Source organism: Arthrobacter sp. PGP41, assembly GCF_002953935.1.
In the GTDB taxonomy this organism is placed as follows: Bacteria; Actinomycetota; Actinomycetes; order Actinomycetales; family Micrococcaceae; genus Arthrobacter.
Window position 1 is genome coordinate 4,103,946 of sequence record NZ_CP026514.1, and the last position, 15,374, is coordinate 4,119,319.

General features: G+C 66.4%; 16 protein-coding genes. 6 read left to right on the plus strand and 10 right to left on the minus strand.

Annotation, left to right across the window (positions count from 1 at the left end):
• Positions 1–46: 46 nt before the first annotated feature.
• Complete coding sequence (gene ggt, locus C3B78_RS18800; RefSeq protein WP_104999407.1) at positions 47–1,885, minus strand: gamma-glutamyltransferase; 1,839 nt, start codon at positions 1,883–1,885, stop codon at positions 47–49.
• A gap of 164 nt (positions 1,886–2,049) precedes the next feature.
• On the opposite strand from ggt, the gene C3B78_RS18805 reads away from it, so the two are divergent.
• The 4 genes from C3B78_RS18805 (at position 2,050) to C3B78_RS18820 (ending at position 6,139) form a co-directional block, all read left to right on the plus strand.
• Positions 2,050–2,997 (plus strand): L-lactate dehydrogenase, encoded by a 948-nt coding sequence (locus C3B78_RS18805; protein ID WP_104999408.1) that lies wholly within the window; start codon positions 2,050–2,052, stop codon positions 2,995–2,997.
• A gap of 151 nt (positions 2,998–3,148) precedes the next feature.
• Complete coding sequence (locus C3B78_RS18810) at positions 3,149–3,397, plus strand: SCO4226 family nickel-binding protein (RefSeq protein WP_104999409.1); 249 nt, start codon at positions 3,149–3,151, stop codon at positions 3,395–3,397.
• Between the two features lie 147 nt (positions 3,398–3,544).
• Entirely contained in the window at positions 3,545–4,870 is a 1,326-nt protein-coding gene (locus C3B78_RS18815) for an ATP-binding protein (protein WP_104999410.1), read from the plus strand.
• Positions 4,871–4,879: 9 nt separating this feature from the next.
• Positions 4,880–6,139, plus strand: a complete 1,260-nt coding sequence (locus C3B78_RS18820; protein ID WP_104999411.1) for a low temperature requirement protein A — start codon at positions 4,880–4,882, stop codon at positions 6,137–6,139.
• On the opposite strand, the gene C3B78_RS18825 is transcribed toward C3B78_RS18820, so the two are convergent.
• Positions 6,117–6,794 (minus strand): HD domain-containing protein, encoded by a 678-nt coding sequence (locus tag C3B78_RS18825; RefSeq protein ID WP_104999412.1) that lies wholly within the window; start codon positions 6,792–6,794, stop codon positions 6,117–6,119. The two genes, C3B78_RS18820 and C3B78_RS18825, sit on opposite strands and share 23 nt — an antisense overlap.
• Positions 6,795–6,803: 9 nt before the next feature.
• Complete coding sequence (gene gluQRS / locus C3B78_RS18830) at positions 6,804–7,685, minus strand: tRNA glutamyl-Q(34) synthetase GluQRS (protein ID WP_104999413.1); 882 nt, start codon at positions 7,683–7,685, stop codon at positions 6,804–6,806.
• Positions 7,686–8,025: 340 nt separating this feature from the next.
• Between gluQRS and C3B78_RS18835 the strand changes: the two genes are divergently transcribed.
• Complete coding sequence (locus C3B78_RS18835) at positions 8,026–8,484, plus strand: Lrp/AsnC family transcriptional regulator (RefSeq protein ID WP_199775295.1); 459 nt, start codon at positions 8,026–8,028, stop codon at positions 8,482–8,484.
• A gap of 15 nt (positions 8,485–8,499) precedes the next feature.
• Here C3B78_RS18835 and C3B78_RS18840 read toward each other — a convergent pair whose 3' ends face one another.
• The gene (locus C3B78_RS18840) at positions 8,500–8,955 is read right to left on the minus strand and encodes an Lrp/AsnC family transcriptional regulator (protein ID WP_104999415.1); all 456 of its coding nucleotides are present in this window, start codon (positions 8,953–8,955) and stop codon (positions 8,500–8,502) included.
• Positions 8,956–9,060: 105 nt separating this feature from the next.
• Here C3B78_RS18840 and C3B78_RS18845 point away from each other — a divergent pair, with 105 nt between their 5' ends.
• Positions 9,061–9,708: a LysE family translocator gene (locus C3B78_RS18845; protein WP_104999416.1), complete on the plus strand. Its 648-nt coding sequence runs from the start codon at positions 9,061–9,063 to the stop codon at positions 9,706–9,708.
• 6 nt (positions 9,709–9,714) lie between these two features.
• On the opposite strand, the gene C3B78_RS18850 is transcribed toward C3B78_RS18845, so the two are convergent.
• The 6 genes from C3B78_RS18850 to C3B78_RS18875 form a co-directional block, all read right to left on the minus strand.
• Entirely contained in the window at positions 9,715–10,692 is a 978-nt protein-coding gene (locus tag C3B78_RS18850; RefSeq protein ID WP_104999417.1) for a hypothetical protein, read from the minus strand.
• 45 nt (positions 10,693–10,737) lie between these two features.
• A complete protein-coding gene (locus C3B78_RS18855; protein ID WP_104999418.1) occupies positions 10,738–11,112 on the minus strand; it encodes a nuclear transport factor 2 family protein in 375 nt (124 codons plus the stop codon).
• Positions 11,113–11,151: 39 nt separating this feature from the next.
• Positions 11,152–11,655, minus strand: a complete 504-nt coding sequence (locus C3B78_RS18860; RefSeq protein WP_104999419.1) for a DUF456 domain-containing protein — start codon at positions 11,653–11,655, stop codon at positions 11,152–11,154.
• 114 nt (positions 11,656–11,769) lie between these two features.
• On the minus strand, positions 11,770–12,969 hold the full coding sequence (locus tag C3B78_RS18865; protein WP_104999420.1) for an NAD(P)-dependent malic enzyme: 1,200 nt from the start codon (positions 12,967–12,969) through the stop codon (positions 11,770–11,772).
• 284 nt (positions 12,970–13,253) lie between these two features.
• On the minus strand, positions 13,254–13,862 hold the full coding sequence (locus tag C3B78_RS18870; protein WP_104999896.1) for a TetR/AcrR family transcriptional regulator: 609 nt from the start codon (positions 13,860–13,862) through the stop codon (positions 13,254–13,256).
• Positions 13,863–13,991: 129 nt separating this feature from the next.
• Entirely contained in the window at positions 13,992–15,281 is a 1,290-nt protein-coding gene (locus tag C3B78_RS18875) for an MFS transporter (protein ID WP_104999421.1), read from the minus strand.
• Between the last annotated feature and the right edge of the window lie 93 nt (positions 15,282–15,374).

Consider the following 15,374-nt stretch of genomic DNA (forward strand, 5'->3'; position numbering starts at 1 on the left):
GCCGTCGCGGTTTAACGCTTGCCGCTTATAGCGGCTGGCGGACCGATTACTTCGCGGGATTCACTACCATCGCCGATCCGCCGCCGCGCCTTGCCGGCTCGGCCGCGGCAACCACCAGTCCGTCATCCAGGAACTCAATGGCCGTGACGGCGCCGATTTCTGCAGCCGAGGTTCCGGGGGTGCCCGCTGCCACAAGCTTGTGCTTGTACGTCGACGTCAGGACGGGCCCGTACGTATCGATGAATGCCTGTTCAGCCACGACATTTTCCGTGTTCCGCTGGGTGGCGCGGGGAGCAGCCAGGGCCTCGGGGATGGCCATCCCCAGGTCAATGCGGTTGATGAGCGTCTGCAGGACGGTGGTGATGATGGTGGAGCCGCCCGGCGAGCCGAGTGCCAGGAAAGGTTCGCCCTCTTTCAGGACGATGGTGGGCGACATGGACGAGCGCGGCCGCTTGCCCGGCTGGATCCGGTTGGGATCCGATTCGCTGTACACCACCGAGAAGTCCGTAAGCTCGTTGTTGAGGATGAACCCGCGGCCCGGAACCACGATGCCGGACCCGCCGGTCTGCTCAATGGTGAGGGTGTACTCCACCACGTTGCCCCACTTGTCTGAAACTGTGAGGTTGGTGGTGGAGATGTTCTCTGTGTCCTTCTCATCAGCGAGCGCTGCCGGCTTCACCGGGCACACGCCGTCGTACGACGTGACGTCTCCGGCGGTCTTCAGCGGCTTGACGGCCGCCTCCAGCGGATTGATCTCGCAGGCCCGTTCCTTGCCGAACACCGGGTCCAGGAGCGCCTTCGTGGGAACGTCCACAAACGCGGGATCGCCCACGTACTTGGCGCGGTCCGCGAAGGCAAGCGCGCTGGCTTCGAGGTAGTGGTGCAGCACCTTGGGCTCGTCAGCCTTCAGGGATGGAAGATCGAACACCTCCAGGATGTTCAGCGCCTCACCCACCGTGGTTCCACCACTGCTGGACGGGGCCATCCCATAGACGTCGTAGCCGCGGTAATTCACATGGGTGGGCTCCTGGTCCAGCGCCTCGTAGTCCTTGAGGTCCTTGGTGGTCATGACCCCCGCCGGGCCGGGCAGGGTGGAGCCGGGAACCATCGGCGGGTTCTGGACTGTCTCCGCGATCTCCTTCGCAAGTGGACCTTTATAGAAGGCCTTCATGCCCTTCTTAGCCAGGAGCTGGTAGGTGTCGGCGAGGCCGGGGTTCTTGAAGATTGTCCCCACGGCCGGTGCGTTGCCACCTGGCAGGAAGAGCTCACTAGTGGATGTAAAGGGCTGGAACCGGTCCATGTTGTCCAGCGTCTGCTGCTGGAATGTGGCATCTACAACAAAGCCCCTGCTGGCGACCTCGATGGCCGGCTCAAGGGCCTCCTCCAGGCTGACGCTCCCCCAGCGCTCCAGTGCGCGCTCCCACGTGGCAGGCGTGCCGGGAACGCCCACCGACATGCCGCTCGTGGCCTGCTTGCGGAACGGGTACGCCGCACCCGTGGCAGGGTCAATAAATGCATCCTGGGGCATGGCGGCCGGGGCTGTCTCGCGGCCGTCGATGGTGCTGACTTTGCCGCTGTCGGCGTCGTAGTAGACAAAGTAGCCGCCGCCGCCGATACCGGCACTGTACGGCTCCGTAACTCCCAGGGTGGCTGCTGCCGCGACGGCGGCGTCCACGGCGTTGCCGCCCTCGCGGAGGACTTCGATGGCCGCCGCCGAGGCTTCGGGGTCCACGGTGCTGACGGCACCGCCGTACCCGGTGGCGACGGGTTGTTTTTGGGTTTGCCGCTCATCAGCGGAAGCGGCGGGGCTCATGATGGCACCTGTGGTCACGCTCATGGCCAACGCTGCGGTTACGGCAGCGAGCCGGCGTCCCAGATATGGCATGGTTGCTCCTGAATGGGTGGGGTGAGGTGGCTCACACGCTACTCCTCGGGCATGACACTCTCAACGGTGCCGCCTACCCTGGCTGGCTCGGTAGCATGAAAGCCATTGGGCAGCAGGACCATCAGCGCCGGCCCGCCTCCGGGCCGGGGAAGACGAGGTACTCCATGTCAGGATCGACGCTCGCCATTGTCGGTGCGGGGAGCGTCGGGACCTCCCTGGCGTACGCCGCCCTCATCCGCGGGTCAGCCGGCAACGTCGCCCTGTTCGACGTCAACGCTGCCAAAGCCGAAGCCGAAGTCTTGGACCTCGCCCACGGCACCCAGTTCGCTGCGGCCGCTGCGTCCGTGACCGGCGGCGGTGACATCGCGGTGACAGAGGGTGCGGACGTCGTCGTCATTACCGCCGGGGCCAAGCAGGCGCCGGGGCAGACGCGCCTGGACCTGGCCGGAACCAACGTCCGGATCCTGGAAGACCTCATGGCGCCGCTGCTCGAGCGCTCCCCGGACGCCGTCTTCGTCCTGGTCACCAATCCCTGCGACGTGCTCACGGTGGCAGCGCAGAAGATCTCCGGCCTCCCAGCGGGACGCATCCTTTCTTCAGGCACCGTCCTGGACACCTCCCGGCTGCGGTGGCTGCTGGCACGCCGTGCCGGCGTGGCCGTGGCCAGCGTCCACGCCAGCATTATTGGCGAGCACGGGGATACGGAGTTCCCGGCCTGGTCCACCGCCACCATCGGGCCCATCCCCGTCCGCGACTGGAAGGTGGACGGCGAGCGCGTCTTCACTCCCGACTACCTTGCCGAAACGGCACGCGAAGTGACGCAGGCGGCCTACAAGGTCATCGCCGGAAAGGGCGCAACCAACTACGCCATCGGCCTCTCCGGCGCACGCATCGTGGAAGCGGTCCTACGGGACGAGAAAGCGGTGCTGCCGGTTTCCACGGTCCTGGCCGGACAGCACGGAATCTCAGGGGTGGCGCTCTCGCTGCCGAGCATTGTGGGACGCGGCGGCGTCCACACCGTCCTCGAGATGCCCATGGACGACGGCGAAGTGGTGGCCCTGCAGCACTCCGCGGATACCTTGCGCAACGCGCTGGACACCCTGGGAGTCTGACCGGCCTGCTCTCACTCCCTGTCCTCCAGGGGACCTTCGTGTCACAGGCATTCCATTCGTCAACGCGGCCTCTTGACGGCCCAAAGGCATAGGTCTAGCCTCGGCCACATCCTGCTGTTCAACGATGACCAAGTTAAGGAGCACAGCCAGCATGCCCGAGTTCATGGATGTCCACCACAATATGGTCGGAATCACCAAGGAAGCCCTCCTGGAGGCCCATAACGCCGACCTTGCCATTCAAGGCGACGAGAACGTTGACTTCAAATCGGCTTGGGCCGATCCTGAGTCAGGCTTGGTCTACTGCCTGTCAGAGGCCCCCTCAGCGGACGCTGTGCGGCGTATCCATGAGCGGGCGGGCCACCCCGCGGACGAGGTCCATCCCGTTCCGATCAAGGTCTGACCACTGACCCGTAGACCGTAATGTAATGCAACGCTCCCGCAACCCTTCGTCGCGGGCTGATCGCTTATGCTCGGCAGAGTGCTTTACCTTGCTGCCATATGCACTTCAGCGATGCAGTTCAACGACGAACCACCCGGGAGACACGGTATGACCAACTGGCGCATCAGGGATTTCCATTCGGCAGACCTCGACGGCATCCTGCACCTGTGGGAGACCCTCAAGGCGAACAACGTGGAACCCGTCTATGCCCTCTCCGAGGTGCTGGCATCCTGCGAAAAGGACCACGCCGTGGTGGCGGTTCAGGGTGAGCAGGTGGTGGGCGCCGCCGTCGGACGGGCCGCCCACGACCAGGGATGGATTGTCTTCCTGGCAACGCTGCCCGAGTACCGCGGCCGGGGCATCGGCACTTCCCTCCTCGCCGCCGTCGAAAACCGGATGGCACCGCACGGCCTGAACAAGCTCTCGGCCCTCATGCCGGAATCCGAAACCCGGGTGGAGGCGTTCCTCAGCCGCGGCTTCGCGTTGAAGAAGAACCTGCGCTACTTCGAGCGCACCATTCCCGTCCAGCGGCAGGAGCTCGGCGCGCTGGGCCAGCTCGGCGGGCGCGTGCTGGCGCGGGACCTGTGGGAAAACGTGGCGGGCATGCGCAAGGAGAAGGAACTGCTGGAACGCCGTCTGGTCCTTCCCCTGGCCGAGGCGGACCTCGCCGATGAGTTCGGCGTAGTGCCGCCGCGCGCCGTCGTCCTCTTCGGCCCGCCGGGCACGGGCAAGACCACCTTCGCCAAAGCCATCGCCTCACGCCTGGAATGGCCCTTCGTGGAGGTCTTCCCCTCCCGGCTCGCGGCCGACCCTCAAGGACTCGCCGGGGCACTGCGCCAAACCTTCCTCGAAATCGCGGAGCTGGAACACGCGGTGGTGTTCATCGACGAGGTGGAAGAGATCGCCGCCCAGCGCTCCGGCGAGCCGCCGTCACCCCTGCAGGGCGTCACCAACGAGCTCCTCAAGATCATCCCGGCTTTCCGCGAACAGCCCGGCCGGCTGCTGGTGTGCGCCACCAACTTCATCCGCGCCCTGGATTCCGCCTTCCTGCGGCACGGCCGGTTCGACTATGTCATCCCCATCGGGCTGCCGGACCGGCAGGCCCGCGAAGCCATGTGGCAGCGCTTCATCCCCGCCCCCGTGGTGGACATCGTGAACGTGGAGTTGCTCGTGGACAAGACCGAGGGCTTCTCCCCCGCGGATATCGAGTATGCGGCCCGCAGCGCGTCCCAGCGTGCGCTGGAAAAATCTGTTTACGGCAAGGACAGCGACGGCGGGCTGGCTTCCGGCGGCACGGCCTCTGTCCGCGAGGCGGTGCGGAAGGGGCCCTCCACCCAGGATTACCTCGACTCCATCGCGGACACCCGGACCACCGTCAGCGCCGAAGTGCACCAGGACTTCCTGGAGGACATCGACGCTTTGGGGCGCGTGTAGCTTTTATTTATGTCCTCCAACCCCTTCCGCCATGCCATGGCGCGCATGGGCGGCCGTGACCCGCATGAGAAGCACCGCGCCGCTACCCCGCTTGAGCTCTTCTTCGACCTGACGTTTGTGATCGCGTTCGGTGTGGCGGGCAGCCAGTTTGCCCACGAAATAGCGGCAGCCCACGTTGTCCCCGGCCTGCTGGGGTTCTCCTTCGCAATGTTCGCCGTGATCTGGGCGTGGATCAACTTCACTTGGTTCGCCAGCGCCTACGACACCGATGACTGGATCTTCCGGGTGGTCACCATGGTCCAGATCGTGGGTGTCCTGATCCTCGCCATGGGCATTGAGCCCATGTTCCATTCGCTGGTGGAGGGCGACCACGTGGACAACGCCGTGATGGTGGGCGGCTACGTGATCATGCGGCTGGCCCTGGTTTCGCAGTGGCTCCGGGCCGCACGCCAGGATCCTGCCCGCCGTGAGACGTGCCTGCGGTACGCCAGGTACCTGGCCCTGGTGCAGCTCGGGTGGATCGCAGTGCTTTTCATCGAGGCGGACGTTTTGACCACGTTGCTCATGATCGTCCCGCTGGTTGCGCTGGAAATGGCCGCGCCCTTCGCGGCCGAGCGCAGGACCAGGACCCCTTGGCACGCACACCACATTGCCGAACGGTACGGGCTGCTGGCCATCATTGCCTTGGGCGAATGCCTGATCGGCGCCATTGAAACCCTTCGGGCCATCGTGGCAAACCACGGCTGGAGTGTTGATGCGGCGCTGGTGGGCTTCGGCGGCACGGCCCTGGCATTTGCCATGTGGTGGATCTACTTCATGCTGCCGGCCGGACGCGCCCTGCACCTGCGCCGGCACCGGTCGTTCCTCTTCGGCTACGGCCACATCCCCATTTTCGCCGCCATCGCAGCCACCGGCGCCGGCCTCCACGTGGCCGCCTACTATATCGACCACGAGGCCCGGATCAGCGCCGCCGCGGCCGTGGCCAGCATCGCCATTCCGGTGGCACTGTTCAAGGGCTCCATAACATGGCTGTACAGCGTCATGGTGGGCGCAGACCGCACCGTTATCACCGTGGCCGGCGGCGTGCTGGCAGCAATGGCTGCTGCCGTCGGCCTGGCCGCGGCGGGCGCGTCAGTCCCCGCCTGCCTCTTCGTGATTGTGCTGGCGCTCGGCGCCTCTATTGTGATCGATGAACGCCGGGGCTCAGAACGGCTGCACCTCGCCCTTCAGAAGCTGGAAGCAGGAACTACCGCTCCCCGGAGGACATAGCGCCAGGAGCCTCCCCTTCGTCCGCGTCCGCCTGCCGGGCAGCCCCGGCGGCGGCAGCCGGCTCCTCATAGGACAGGTTCTCGTAGTCCGTGGTGTCTTCCTCATCCAACTGGTCATCGAATTCCGCCAGCAGCCACGGATTCACCCGGGCCAGGATCTTCCGCACCTCGTCAACCTCGACGGCGGCATAGAGTACAGGGCGGGCGTCACGGTATTTGGTGACCGGCGGCTTGTCCGGCCACTTCTCGGCCAGCGCCTGGACGCGCTCAGGCAGCGAGTTGTGCGCGTTATCCGCAATCTTGACCAAGGCGGCGTCATGGTCCTCGGCGATCTCGCGGATAACGGCCTGGTAGTCGTCCGGGGTGCTGTGCAGGCGGTTGGTGACCCGTTCAATGATCTGCACGGCCCGCTCGGAGACGCCCATGTCCAGGAGGGCCTGCCGGGTCATTGGGGTGTCCTCGGCAATGTCGTGGAGATAGCCTGCAATGCGGATGTCGTCGTCAAAGTCAGCTAGGGCGTCTCCCACCGCGAGTACATGGTCCTTGTAGGGCCGCTTCAGTTTGTCCTTCTGGCGGTTGTGCGCCACCTCGGCCAGCACCTTGGCTGTCTCCGGCGTGAAACTGCTGGCGGGCGGTTGTTCCGTGGGTTCTGGCATGACTCCAGCCTACGGGCCGGACCACACCCAAGGCTCCCTTGGCAGGGCATCCGGATCAAACGATGCAAGCGCCCTGGGCAGCGGACCCGGAGGCAGGCCAAGGGACTCGAGCAGCCGGTCCCGCACTGCGGCCGCATCCACTCCCAGCGCTGACAGGTCGGCAAGCGTAACCGCACCGTCGCGCTTTGCCAGCCTGGCGCCGTCGTTATTCACCACCAGCGGCACATGGGCATATTCCGGAGAAGGAATATCCAGCAGCGAGGCCAGGTACGCCTGGCGGGGGGTGGAGGGCAGGAGGTCGTCGCCGCGGACCACTTGGTCGATGCCCTGCTCGGCATCGTCAACCACCACGGCAAGGTTGTAGGCGGTCACTCCGTCATTGCGGCGCAGCACGAAGTCATCCACGATTCCGGTGAATTCCCCGTGCAGCCCATCGTGTACGCGGTACTCCGCAACATCGGCGCGGAGCCGGATGGCCGCAGGACGGATGGAGCGCTTGAATTCCCGCTCTGCCGGGCCGAGGTTCCGGCACGTCCCCGGGTACGCACCCTGGGGCGCGTGCGGAGCGGACGGGGCCTCCTGGATTTCCCTGCGGGTGCAGAAGCACTCGTAGGTGAGGCCGGCATCCTGCAGCCTGGAGATCGCCGCGGCGTAAAGGGGCCCGCGGTCCGTCTGGTGGACGATGCCGCCGTCCCACGTCACGCCGACGGCGGTGAGGTCGCGCAGCTGCACCGCCTCCGCACCCGCCCGCGCCCGGTCCAGGTCCTCCACCCGGAGGAGGAACTTCCGGCCGGTGGAGCGGGCAAACAGCCACGCAAGGACGGCCGTCCGGAGGTTCCCTACATGCAGCTCGCCGGATGGGCTGGGGGCAAAGCGGCCGGCTGGGGTCATGGCTCAACACTATGCGGGAGGCTGGGTGGCGGGGACAACACAAGAGCCCCTCAGCTACCGATGACTTCGGGAATCCGACGCCGGTAGCTCAGGGGCTCTTGCCGTGTTTGCAGAGTGACCATGGTGTGAACAAGAGTCAATCAAGGGCAGCCTCCTTGCGGGAAACGATGTTCCGCCGTCCGGGTGGTGTGCCGGGAAGCGGTAGCCTGCGAGCATCAGCGGTAGCTTCTGCCTTGTTGCCATCATTTCAACAGAGAGCCTACAGTTGGGGCAACCAGCAGGACTTTGATTGATCAGTTTGACCGGTCCTCAAGGCTCCGATCGACAGGAAGTGGTCAGATTGCAGGAATTGGACCCCACCGACAAGCGGATCCTGAACGCGCTTGACGAAGATCCGCGCGTTCCCATCATGGTGCTCGCCCAGCGGCTTGGGCTGGCCCGCGGAACGGTGCAGTCGCGGCTGGAGCGAATGACGGCGTCGGGGGCCCTGCGACCCAACAGCAGCAGGGTGGTTCCCGGAGCGCTGGGGCGCGGGGTGGCGGCGGCAGTCAGCGCCGAACTGGACCAGAGCCACCTCAACGAGGCCATTGCCGCCCTCCGGGAAATCCCGGAAGTCCTGGAGTGCCACGCACCCGCCGGCGACACCGACCTCCTCATCCGCGTGGTGGCCACCAGCCCGGACGACCTCTACCGCGTGTCCGAGGAAATCAGGCTCTGCCCCGGTATTGTGCGCACCTCCACCAGCATGTTCCTTCGCGAGGTCATCCCCTACCGCACCACCGGGCTGCTCAGGGAGTAGCAGCAGTCCGGCGCGCTACACCGGGGGTCCTGCATTGGACTTCAGGTTCTTCATCACCAGGGTGGAGGTCAGGCGCTCGACGCCGGGCAGGGACGTAAGCTCGGCGTCGTAGAAGCGCTGGTACGCGGGCAGGTCCTCGGCAATGACTTTGAGCAGGTAATCAGGCGAGCCGAAGAGGCGCTGGGCCTCCACGATGTTGGCGTTTTCCGCCACGCGGTTCTCGAAAATCGCCATGGTGGCCTGGTCCACCTGGCGCAGCGTGACAAAAACGATCGCTTCAAACCCCAGCCCCACGGCGGCAGGATCGATGTCCGCTTTGTAGCCCCGGATGACGCCCGATTTTTCCAGGTCCCGGAGCCGCCGGTGGCATGGCGCCACAGTCAAGCCCACCTTGGTGGCGAGCGCGGTGGCCGTCATCCTGCCGTCCTCTTTGAGGTAACGCAAGATATTCCTGTCAACATGGTCAATCACGCAAGAATCTTACATTCTGTGGGCTTCTGCGGGCGAAAAAGGACAGCACTTCCGGAGCCGAAGTATCTAGGGTTTCTTCTGTCGGACCTCGTGGCAGGAGAAAGAATGAACCCGGAGCTGTTTTTGGCCTTTGTGCTGGTGGCGGCCGCCTTGGCCTGCACGCCCGGGGTGGACTGGGCGTACTCCATCGCGGCGGGGCTCCGGCAACGCAGCTTTGTCCCCGCGGTGGCAGGGTTGTGCGGCGGATACGTCCTCCACACGATCCTGCTGGTGGCGGGATTGGCCGCCGTCCTGACGGGAGCACCCGGGGTGCTGGGCTGGATAACCCTGGCCGGCGCCGGCTACCTGATGTGGCTGGGCATCAGCACGCTGCGCTCCTGGCGCGGGGCGAGTTTCACGGCCAGGCCGGGCAGCGACGGCCAGACGCGGCTCCGCACCTTCCTGCAGGGTATGGGCACCAGCGGCATCAACCCCAAGGGCCTGCTTTTCTATGTGGCGCTCGTCCCCCAGTTCGTGAGCGCAGAGGCGCCGCTGCCCGTACCGGTGCAGTCCGGCCTGCTGGGCATGACCTTCGTGCTGCTCGCGGGACTCGTGTACACCGCCGTCGCGTTGCTGTCCCGCACCCTGCTGCAAAGCCGGCCGGGCGCCGCCCGCGCAGTGACGCTCGCCAGCGGGGTGATCATGGTGGCACTGGGCGTGGTGCTGCTCGGGGAACAGCTGCTGCCGGTGCTCGCCGGCGTAGCCGCCGGCTAGGCCGAGCTAATCGTCGCTGAGCCTTTTCCAGTCCTGTTCCCAGATCCGGCGCATCTCTTCGTCCTTGCGGATGGGCACGGGGGCGGCGATCTCATTCTGCGGCACCGGGTCCTCGCGGCGCCGCCCCCAGTCGCGCGGGTTGAGCGAGCGCCTGCTGGAATCCAGCACGAGCAGCGCGCGGTCTGTCAGGGCGTCGTTGCGCAGCACCATGTGGGTCTTGCGCCGGCGAAGCACCTCGGCGATCGCCTGGTGGGCGGCCTCCAGCCTGCCCTCCCTGCGCAGGGCGCGGGCCCGGACCAGCAGCAACGCCGCCGAGAGGTCGTCCGCGTTCAGGAGGCCTTCGGTCCAGTCGATCACCGTACGGCTGCGGCCCAGGCTCAGCGCCAGCGAGCAGCGCGCCAGGGCCATGGGGAGCGACGGCGGCAGTCCGGCCAGCGCGTCCAGCGCGGCTTCGGTGCGGCCCGTCTCGCGCAGTGAATGGGCGAGTGCCAGGAACACCGACTCCTCGCTGAAGAGGACCGGCACCTCCACGCGTTCGGCGAGTTCGATCCGGGTGACAATCCGCGTCAGGTACGTGGACGAGTAGCGGTTGGCGTCGTCGTCGTTCCTGGTGGTCAGCCCGCGCTGCAGCAGTTCCGACGCCCGGAGATAGCCGCCGTGCTTGTAGACGAGGAGGCCGGACATCAGGTAGCAGAGCCCGGCCCAGCCAGGATAGGCACGCCCCAGGGTGATCAGCCGTTCCGGCTCCCGGCTGGTGAAAATGGCCTCGTGGACTGCCTTGGCGGGCTTGGGCAGCATCCGCTTAAGCCGGGGGATCTCCCCGTCCACGGAGAGCAGGGCCGGGTGGCGTCCACCCAGCACACCGCTGAGGATGTCGCCCACTCCCCCGGCAAGGTCATGGACCGGCGTGCGCAGCTGCGGCTGCCCGAAGGGGGTGAGGTCCCGGCTGTCCCAGTAGATCGGTGCAGTATCCCCGGCGGTCATCTTTCCATGCTAACCGGAGGTTCCCTGTGCGGCGGCCGCCGGTGCCTAGGCCCGTTCCATGAACCATTCAGTGAAGGAAGCAGCGCGGCCGGCTCCGTCGAACCGGATGATCCAGAGGTTGTCGTAGCTGGGGCGGTCGCCCGAATAGACGGTGACGCCCTGCACGAAGGCGGTGTTGCCGTCGGCGCCCAGCAGCTCCCAGCTGAACGTCCAGTCGCCCTGTTCGTCCCGGGCGGCGAGCCAGCCTTCCACAATGCCGTCCCGGCCGAGCCACGGGTCCGGATCGCCCGGCCGCGTTTCATACCGCGCATCTTCCGTGAAAAGTGCACGGATGTCCTCGGGCCGGTTGCTGGTCCAGGCGGCCTGGTACTTGTCCATCCAGCCCTGCACGTGCCCGCGCGCTGATGTTGGTTCAGTCATGGTGCCGTTCTACGCCCTGCGGTTCCGGCCCGCAAGCACTCAGCCGCTGGCGGCAGCGATCCACACGCCGACCACCCAGGTGCTGCCCGCCAGGCAGGCCAGGCCGAACTCGGCGAGCATGCCCAGTCCCGTGGCCTTCAGGGCGGCCCAGCTGGAGGTTGTTGCGGAGCCGATGTTCCGGGTGCGAAGGAATTCGCTGAGCAGGAGTCCGGCGGCGAAGCCCACGAAGAGTCCCACCACGGGGATGATGAACATTCCCGCCACGCCGGCCACCAGCGCGGCCACGATGCTTCGGCTGGGGATGGCGTGCTCCTTCAGTTTCCTGCCGGTAAGGACAGCACTGGCAGCCATGCCCGCCACCACGAACATCATGGCAATCGCGAACACCACCCAGCCCGCGGTGCCGGCGCCGCCCCAGATTGCCCACGCCAGCAGGCTTGCGCCAATCAGGATGCTGCCTGGAAGCACCGGGACGACCGTCCCCGCCACGCCTACGAGGATCGCCAGGCCGCACAGGATGGTCACGACAGTTTCGGAGGTCATGGACTCCAGTCTATGGTTGGCGCCCTGTTAACCCCCGACGGCGGTGCCTCCCGCGCAGGGGAGGCACCGCCGTCGTACATTCCACTAAGGGTAGGTCCGCCAGGGAAAGGCTGCTTACTCCGCTTCCACTGCAGCAGCGACGGCGGCCGTGACCGCCGGGGCAACGCGCGGGTCCAGCGGGCTGGGGACGATGTAGTCGGCCGACAGGTCCTCCGCCGCGAGCTCGGCGATGGCGTACGCCGCGGCCAGCTTCATGGCGGGGGTGATGCGCCGGGCGCCGGCATCCAGGGCGCCACGGAAGATGCCCGGGAAGGCCAGGACGTTGTTGATCTGGTTGGGAAAGTCGCTGCGGCCGGTGGCCACAACGGCGGCGTACTTGGCTGCCACCTCGGGCAGGACCTCGGGGTCCGGGTTGGAGAGCGCGAAGACGATGGCGTCCTGGTTCATGAGCTTCAGGTGTTCCTCGTCCAGCTTGGAGGAGGAGACGCCGATGAAGACGTCCGCGCCGGCGAGGGCCTCGGCCGGGCCGCCTTCCACCCCGCGGGGGTTGCTGCGGGCCGCGATGTCAGCCTTCTTGCTGGCTGTGTCCGCCGCGAGGTCCGCGCGGCCGCTGTTGATGACGCCCCGGGAATCCAGCAGGACGACGTCGGTGATGCCGGCAGCGAGCAGGATTTCGGCGACGGCGATGCCGGCTGCCCCTGCGCCGGAGACCACAACCTGCAGGCCCTCCAGGGCGCGGCCGGTGACCTTGGCGGCATTGGTGAGGGCTGCAAGGGCAACGACGGCGGTGCCGTGCTGGTCGTCATGCATGACCGGGCAGTCCAGGGCCTCGATGAGCTTTTCCTCAAGCTCGAAGCAGCGGGGTGCGGAGACGTCCTCGAGGTTCACCGCACCGAAACTGGGGCGCAGGCGCACGAGGGTCTCCACGATTTCATCCACATCGGTGGTGTTGAGCACCAGCGGGATGGAGTCCAGGTCGCCGAACGTCTTGAACAGGGCGGACTTGCCCTCCATGACGGGCAGGGAAGCGCTGGCTCCGATGTTGCCCAGGCCAAGGACGGCGGTGCCGTCACTGACCACCACCACCAGGCGCTGGGCCCAGGTGAGGGTGCGGGCGAGTTCGGGCCTGGCGTGGATGGCGCGGCTGACCTCAGCCACTCCCGGAGTGTAGGCGATGGAAAGATCGCGTTTGCTGGACAGCGGAACGGTGCTCGCAATGGAGAGCTTGCCGCCCTGGTGGGCGTCGAAGATCTCGGCTTCGCTCAGCGCGGTGGCTGCGGAATTGTCAGTGGCTGCAAGTGCGTCAATGGACACGTCGTTGTCTCCTGGTGCTGGCCGTGGGCGCACGGCACGTGGGGCTCAAGTCCGGGATGGCTCGAGGCAGTGGCGATGGTGCGGCAGGAAACCCAAGGGGTGGCGGGTCCGTAGGAGCTTGGGGGATGGTCCCTGCTGCTCCGTTTGAACCATGGTAGGCGGCACAAGGGGGCCGCCATTTCGATTTGACGCGGCCCAAACCGTGCCACAACGTTTTAGCAAGGCATCTTGTGATGTACGCCACGCCAATATGGCTGATTTAATGGCGGATTGGTCTAGACCTGTTACGCGCTCTGGTGGAGTGTGTAGCGTGGCTCGCCGGTTCCGGAAAGGCGTGTGCAGGCTTTCTTGAGGTCTTCCTCAGCCTCGAAGAGGGACAGCCGCCGGTTTCTCACGGACTGGACCAGACCAGTGACTGTCAGCAGCAGCACCCGGGCCGCCGTGGCATCACCGCACGCCGCGGTCAGTGCTTTCTCCCCTAAGGCATCGATCTCACGGAGGAGCCCGGTGGTGTCCCGGTCCGGGAGGTAGACGCCGCGGGTCAGGCACTGCTCCACTGCCGGCTGCATGACACGCATGTGGAAGATCTCCATCACCAGCCCGGCGAGCGCCCGGCCGCGGAAACGGGCCGCAGTGGTGCGGGCCGGCCCTTGGAGTTCCTCCAGCTGGTGGCGGTACAGGGCGAGCATCAGGTGGGTGGGGGAAGGGAAATAGCGGTAAAGCGTGCCGAGCGGGACATCGGCCTTGGCTGCCACCTCAGGAAGGTCAACCGAGTCCAGGCCCTTGCGCGCGAAGCCTCCTGCAGCTTCCAGGATCTTGGCGTAGCGGAACCGCTGGCGGGGCGCGGAGGGCCTGGGGGCCATGGGCGGATGGTCTGGAAGAATCTCGGGCATCAGCATTCCGGGGTTGTGTTCCTATGGTGCGGTCCTCCCCATGCCGGACCGCCTGCAATCCGGTTCAACTATACGGCACACCACTGTGGCCTAATTAGTCAGGTGCCTTACTTCCGGCCCTTCTGAACGTCAGCGGACGCTCTTGATTTTCACCACAAAAACCGCCCCGAGCAGGCCGATGACGGCAGCGGTGACGAACAGGGAGCGATAACCGCCCCCGTACGCCACAGCCATAAACGCCAGGAACGGGGCCACCACCTGGGGCAGGGAATTGGCCACGTTGATGATGCCCATGTCCTTTCCCCGGTCCACGGCAAAGGGGAGGACCTGGGTCAGCAGTGCGAAGTCCACCGCCAGGTACGCCCCGAAGCCAATGCCCAGGACTGCCGCGCCGGCCAGGGCTCCGGGCCACACCGGGAAGAAAGCCATGATGGCGCCCGCCATGGCGATGGTGATGGAAGAACCGATGACGAAGGGCTTGCGCCGGCCCACCCTGTCACTCCAGGGGCCGGCCACCACCGCGGTGACCATCACCATCACCGCATAGATGCCGGTGAGGACCAGCACTCCCGCCGCCGGGTCCTCGTGCCTGATGATGTCGCGAAGGAAGAAGAGCAGGTAGACAATGGTCAGCTGGTTGCCCACGTTCACCAGGAAGCGTGTCAGCCAGGCCCAGGCGAAGTCCGGGTAGGCCCGGGGGCTGACCCAGAAGCCTCGGACGAATTCTCCCGGCCGGAACGCCGGGAGCTTGCCTTTGGGCAGCGCAGGATCGTTCCGGTGGAAGAGGTAGGGCAGCACCGACACGAGAAGGGCTGCAGCGCAGAGCCAATAGCCCACCATGAAGTTTCCGGACACCGCGGCGCCGAACACGGCGCCGGCAAGGATCCCCAGGGTCTGGCCCATGGCGGCCAGGCCGCCGACTCCGCCGCGCTGCTTGACCGGCACCCGGTCCGGGACGGCCGCCGTGATGGCAGCGTACGCGGCGTTGGCACCGAGCTGGACGAGGCACCAGAAGAGCACCATGAGCGCCACGGTGGCTGCCCCGGACATCGCAAGGAGGGCGGCGGCTGCCAGCACGGCACCGGCCAACACCCACGGGGCACGGCGGCCATAGCGGGAGGTGGTGCGGTCGGAGAGGGCACCGAAAAGCGGATTTGCCACCAGCGAGACCGCAGCGCCGCACGCCGTCACGAGGGAAAGGATCGCTTCCTTGGCGGGTGCGTCGATGCTGATCGCCTGCTGTCCAATGAAGACATTGATAGGCCCAAAGAAGGCGGCGTTAATGCCCACGTTCACAAGCACCAGCCCGGTGACCCACCGCGCGGTGACCTTTCGCGTCGGCTCGGCGAGCGCCGCCGTCGGCTCCTCGGGTCCCGCGGCACCGCGTCCAAGTGGCGCGGGAGTGTTGGACAGGCTCATGATGTGTTTCCCCCCGGACGGCTGGTTGGCGACGGAGTCAGACTATCGTGGGCGTAACTGTGCGGCGGTGCCGTACGCCGGAACGGCGCCACC

Excerpts from the sequence above, each read along its gene's own strand:
- ggt (WP_104999407.1), bottom strand. The coding sequence starts at position 1,885 with ATGCCATATCTGGGACGCCGGCTCGCTGCCGTAACCGCAGCGTTGGCC.
- C3B78_RS18805 (WP_104999408.1), top strand. The coding sequence starts at position 2,050 with ATGTCAGGATCGACGCTCGCCATTGTCGGTGCGGGGAGCGTCGGGACC.
- C3B78_RS18810 (WP_104999409.1), top strand. The coding sequence starts at position 3,149 with ATGCCCGAGTTCATGGATGTCCACCACAATATGGTCGGAATCACCAAG.
- C3B78_RS18815 (WP_104999410.1), top strand. The coding sequence starts at position 3,545 with ATGACCAACTGGCGCATCAGGGATTTCCATTCGGCAGACCTCGACGGC.
- C3B78_RS18820 (WP_104999411.1), top strand. The coding sequence starts at position 4,880 with ATGTCCTCCAACCCCTTCCGCCATGCCATGGCGCGCATGGGCGGCCGT.
- C3B78_RS18825 (WP_104999412.1), bottom strand. The coding sequence starts at position 6,794 with ATGCCAGAACCCACGGAACAACCGCCCGCCAGCAGTTTCACGCCGGAG.
- gluQRS (WP_104999413.1), bottom strand. The coding sequence starts at position 7,685 with ATGACCCCAGCCGGCCGCTTTGCCCCCAGCCCATCCGGCGAGCTGCAT.
- C3B78_RS18845 (WP_104999416.1), top strand. The coding sequence starts at position 9,061 with ATGAACCCGGAGCTGTTTTTGGCCTTTGTGCTGGTGGCGGCCGCCTTG.
- C3B78_RS18850 (WP_104999417.1), bottom strand. The coding sequence starts at position 10,692 with ATGACCGCCGGGGATACTGCACCGATCTACTGGGACAGCCGGGACCTC.
- C3B78_RS18855 (WP_104999418.1), bottom strand. The coding sequence starts at position 11,112 with ATGACTGAACCAACATCAGCGCGCGGGCACGTGCAGGGCTGGATGGAC.
- C3B78_RS18860 (WP_104999419.1), bottom strand. The coding sequence starts at position 11,655 with ATGACCTCCGAAACTGTCGTGACCATCCTGTGCGGCCTGGCGATCCTC.
- C3B78_RS18870 (WP_104999896.1), bottom strand. The coding sequence starts at position 13,862 with ATGCCCGAGATTCTTCCAGACCATCCGCCCATGGCCCCCAGGCCCTCC.
- C3B78_RS18875 (WP_104999421.1), bottom strand. The coding sequence starts at position 15,281 with ATGAGCCTGTCCAACACTCCCGCGCCACTTGGACGCGGTGCCGCGGGA.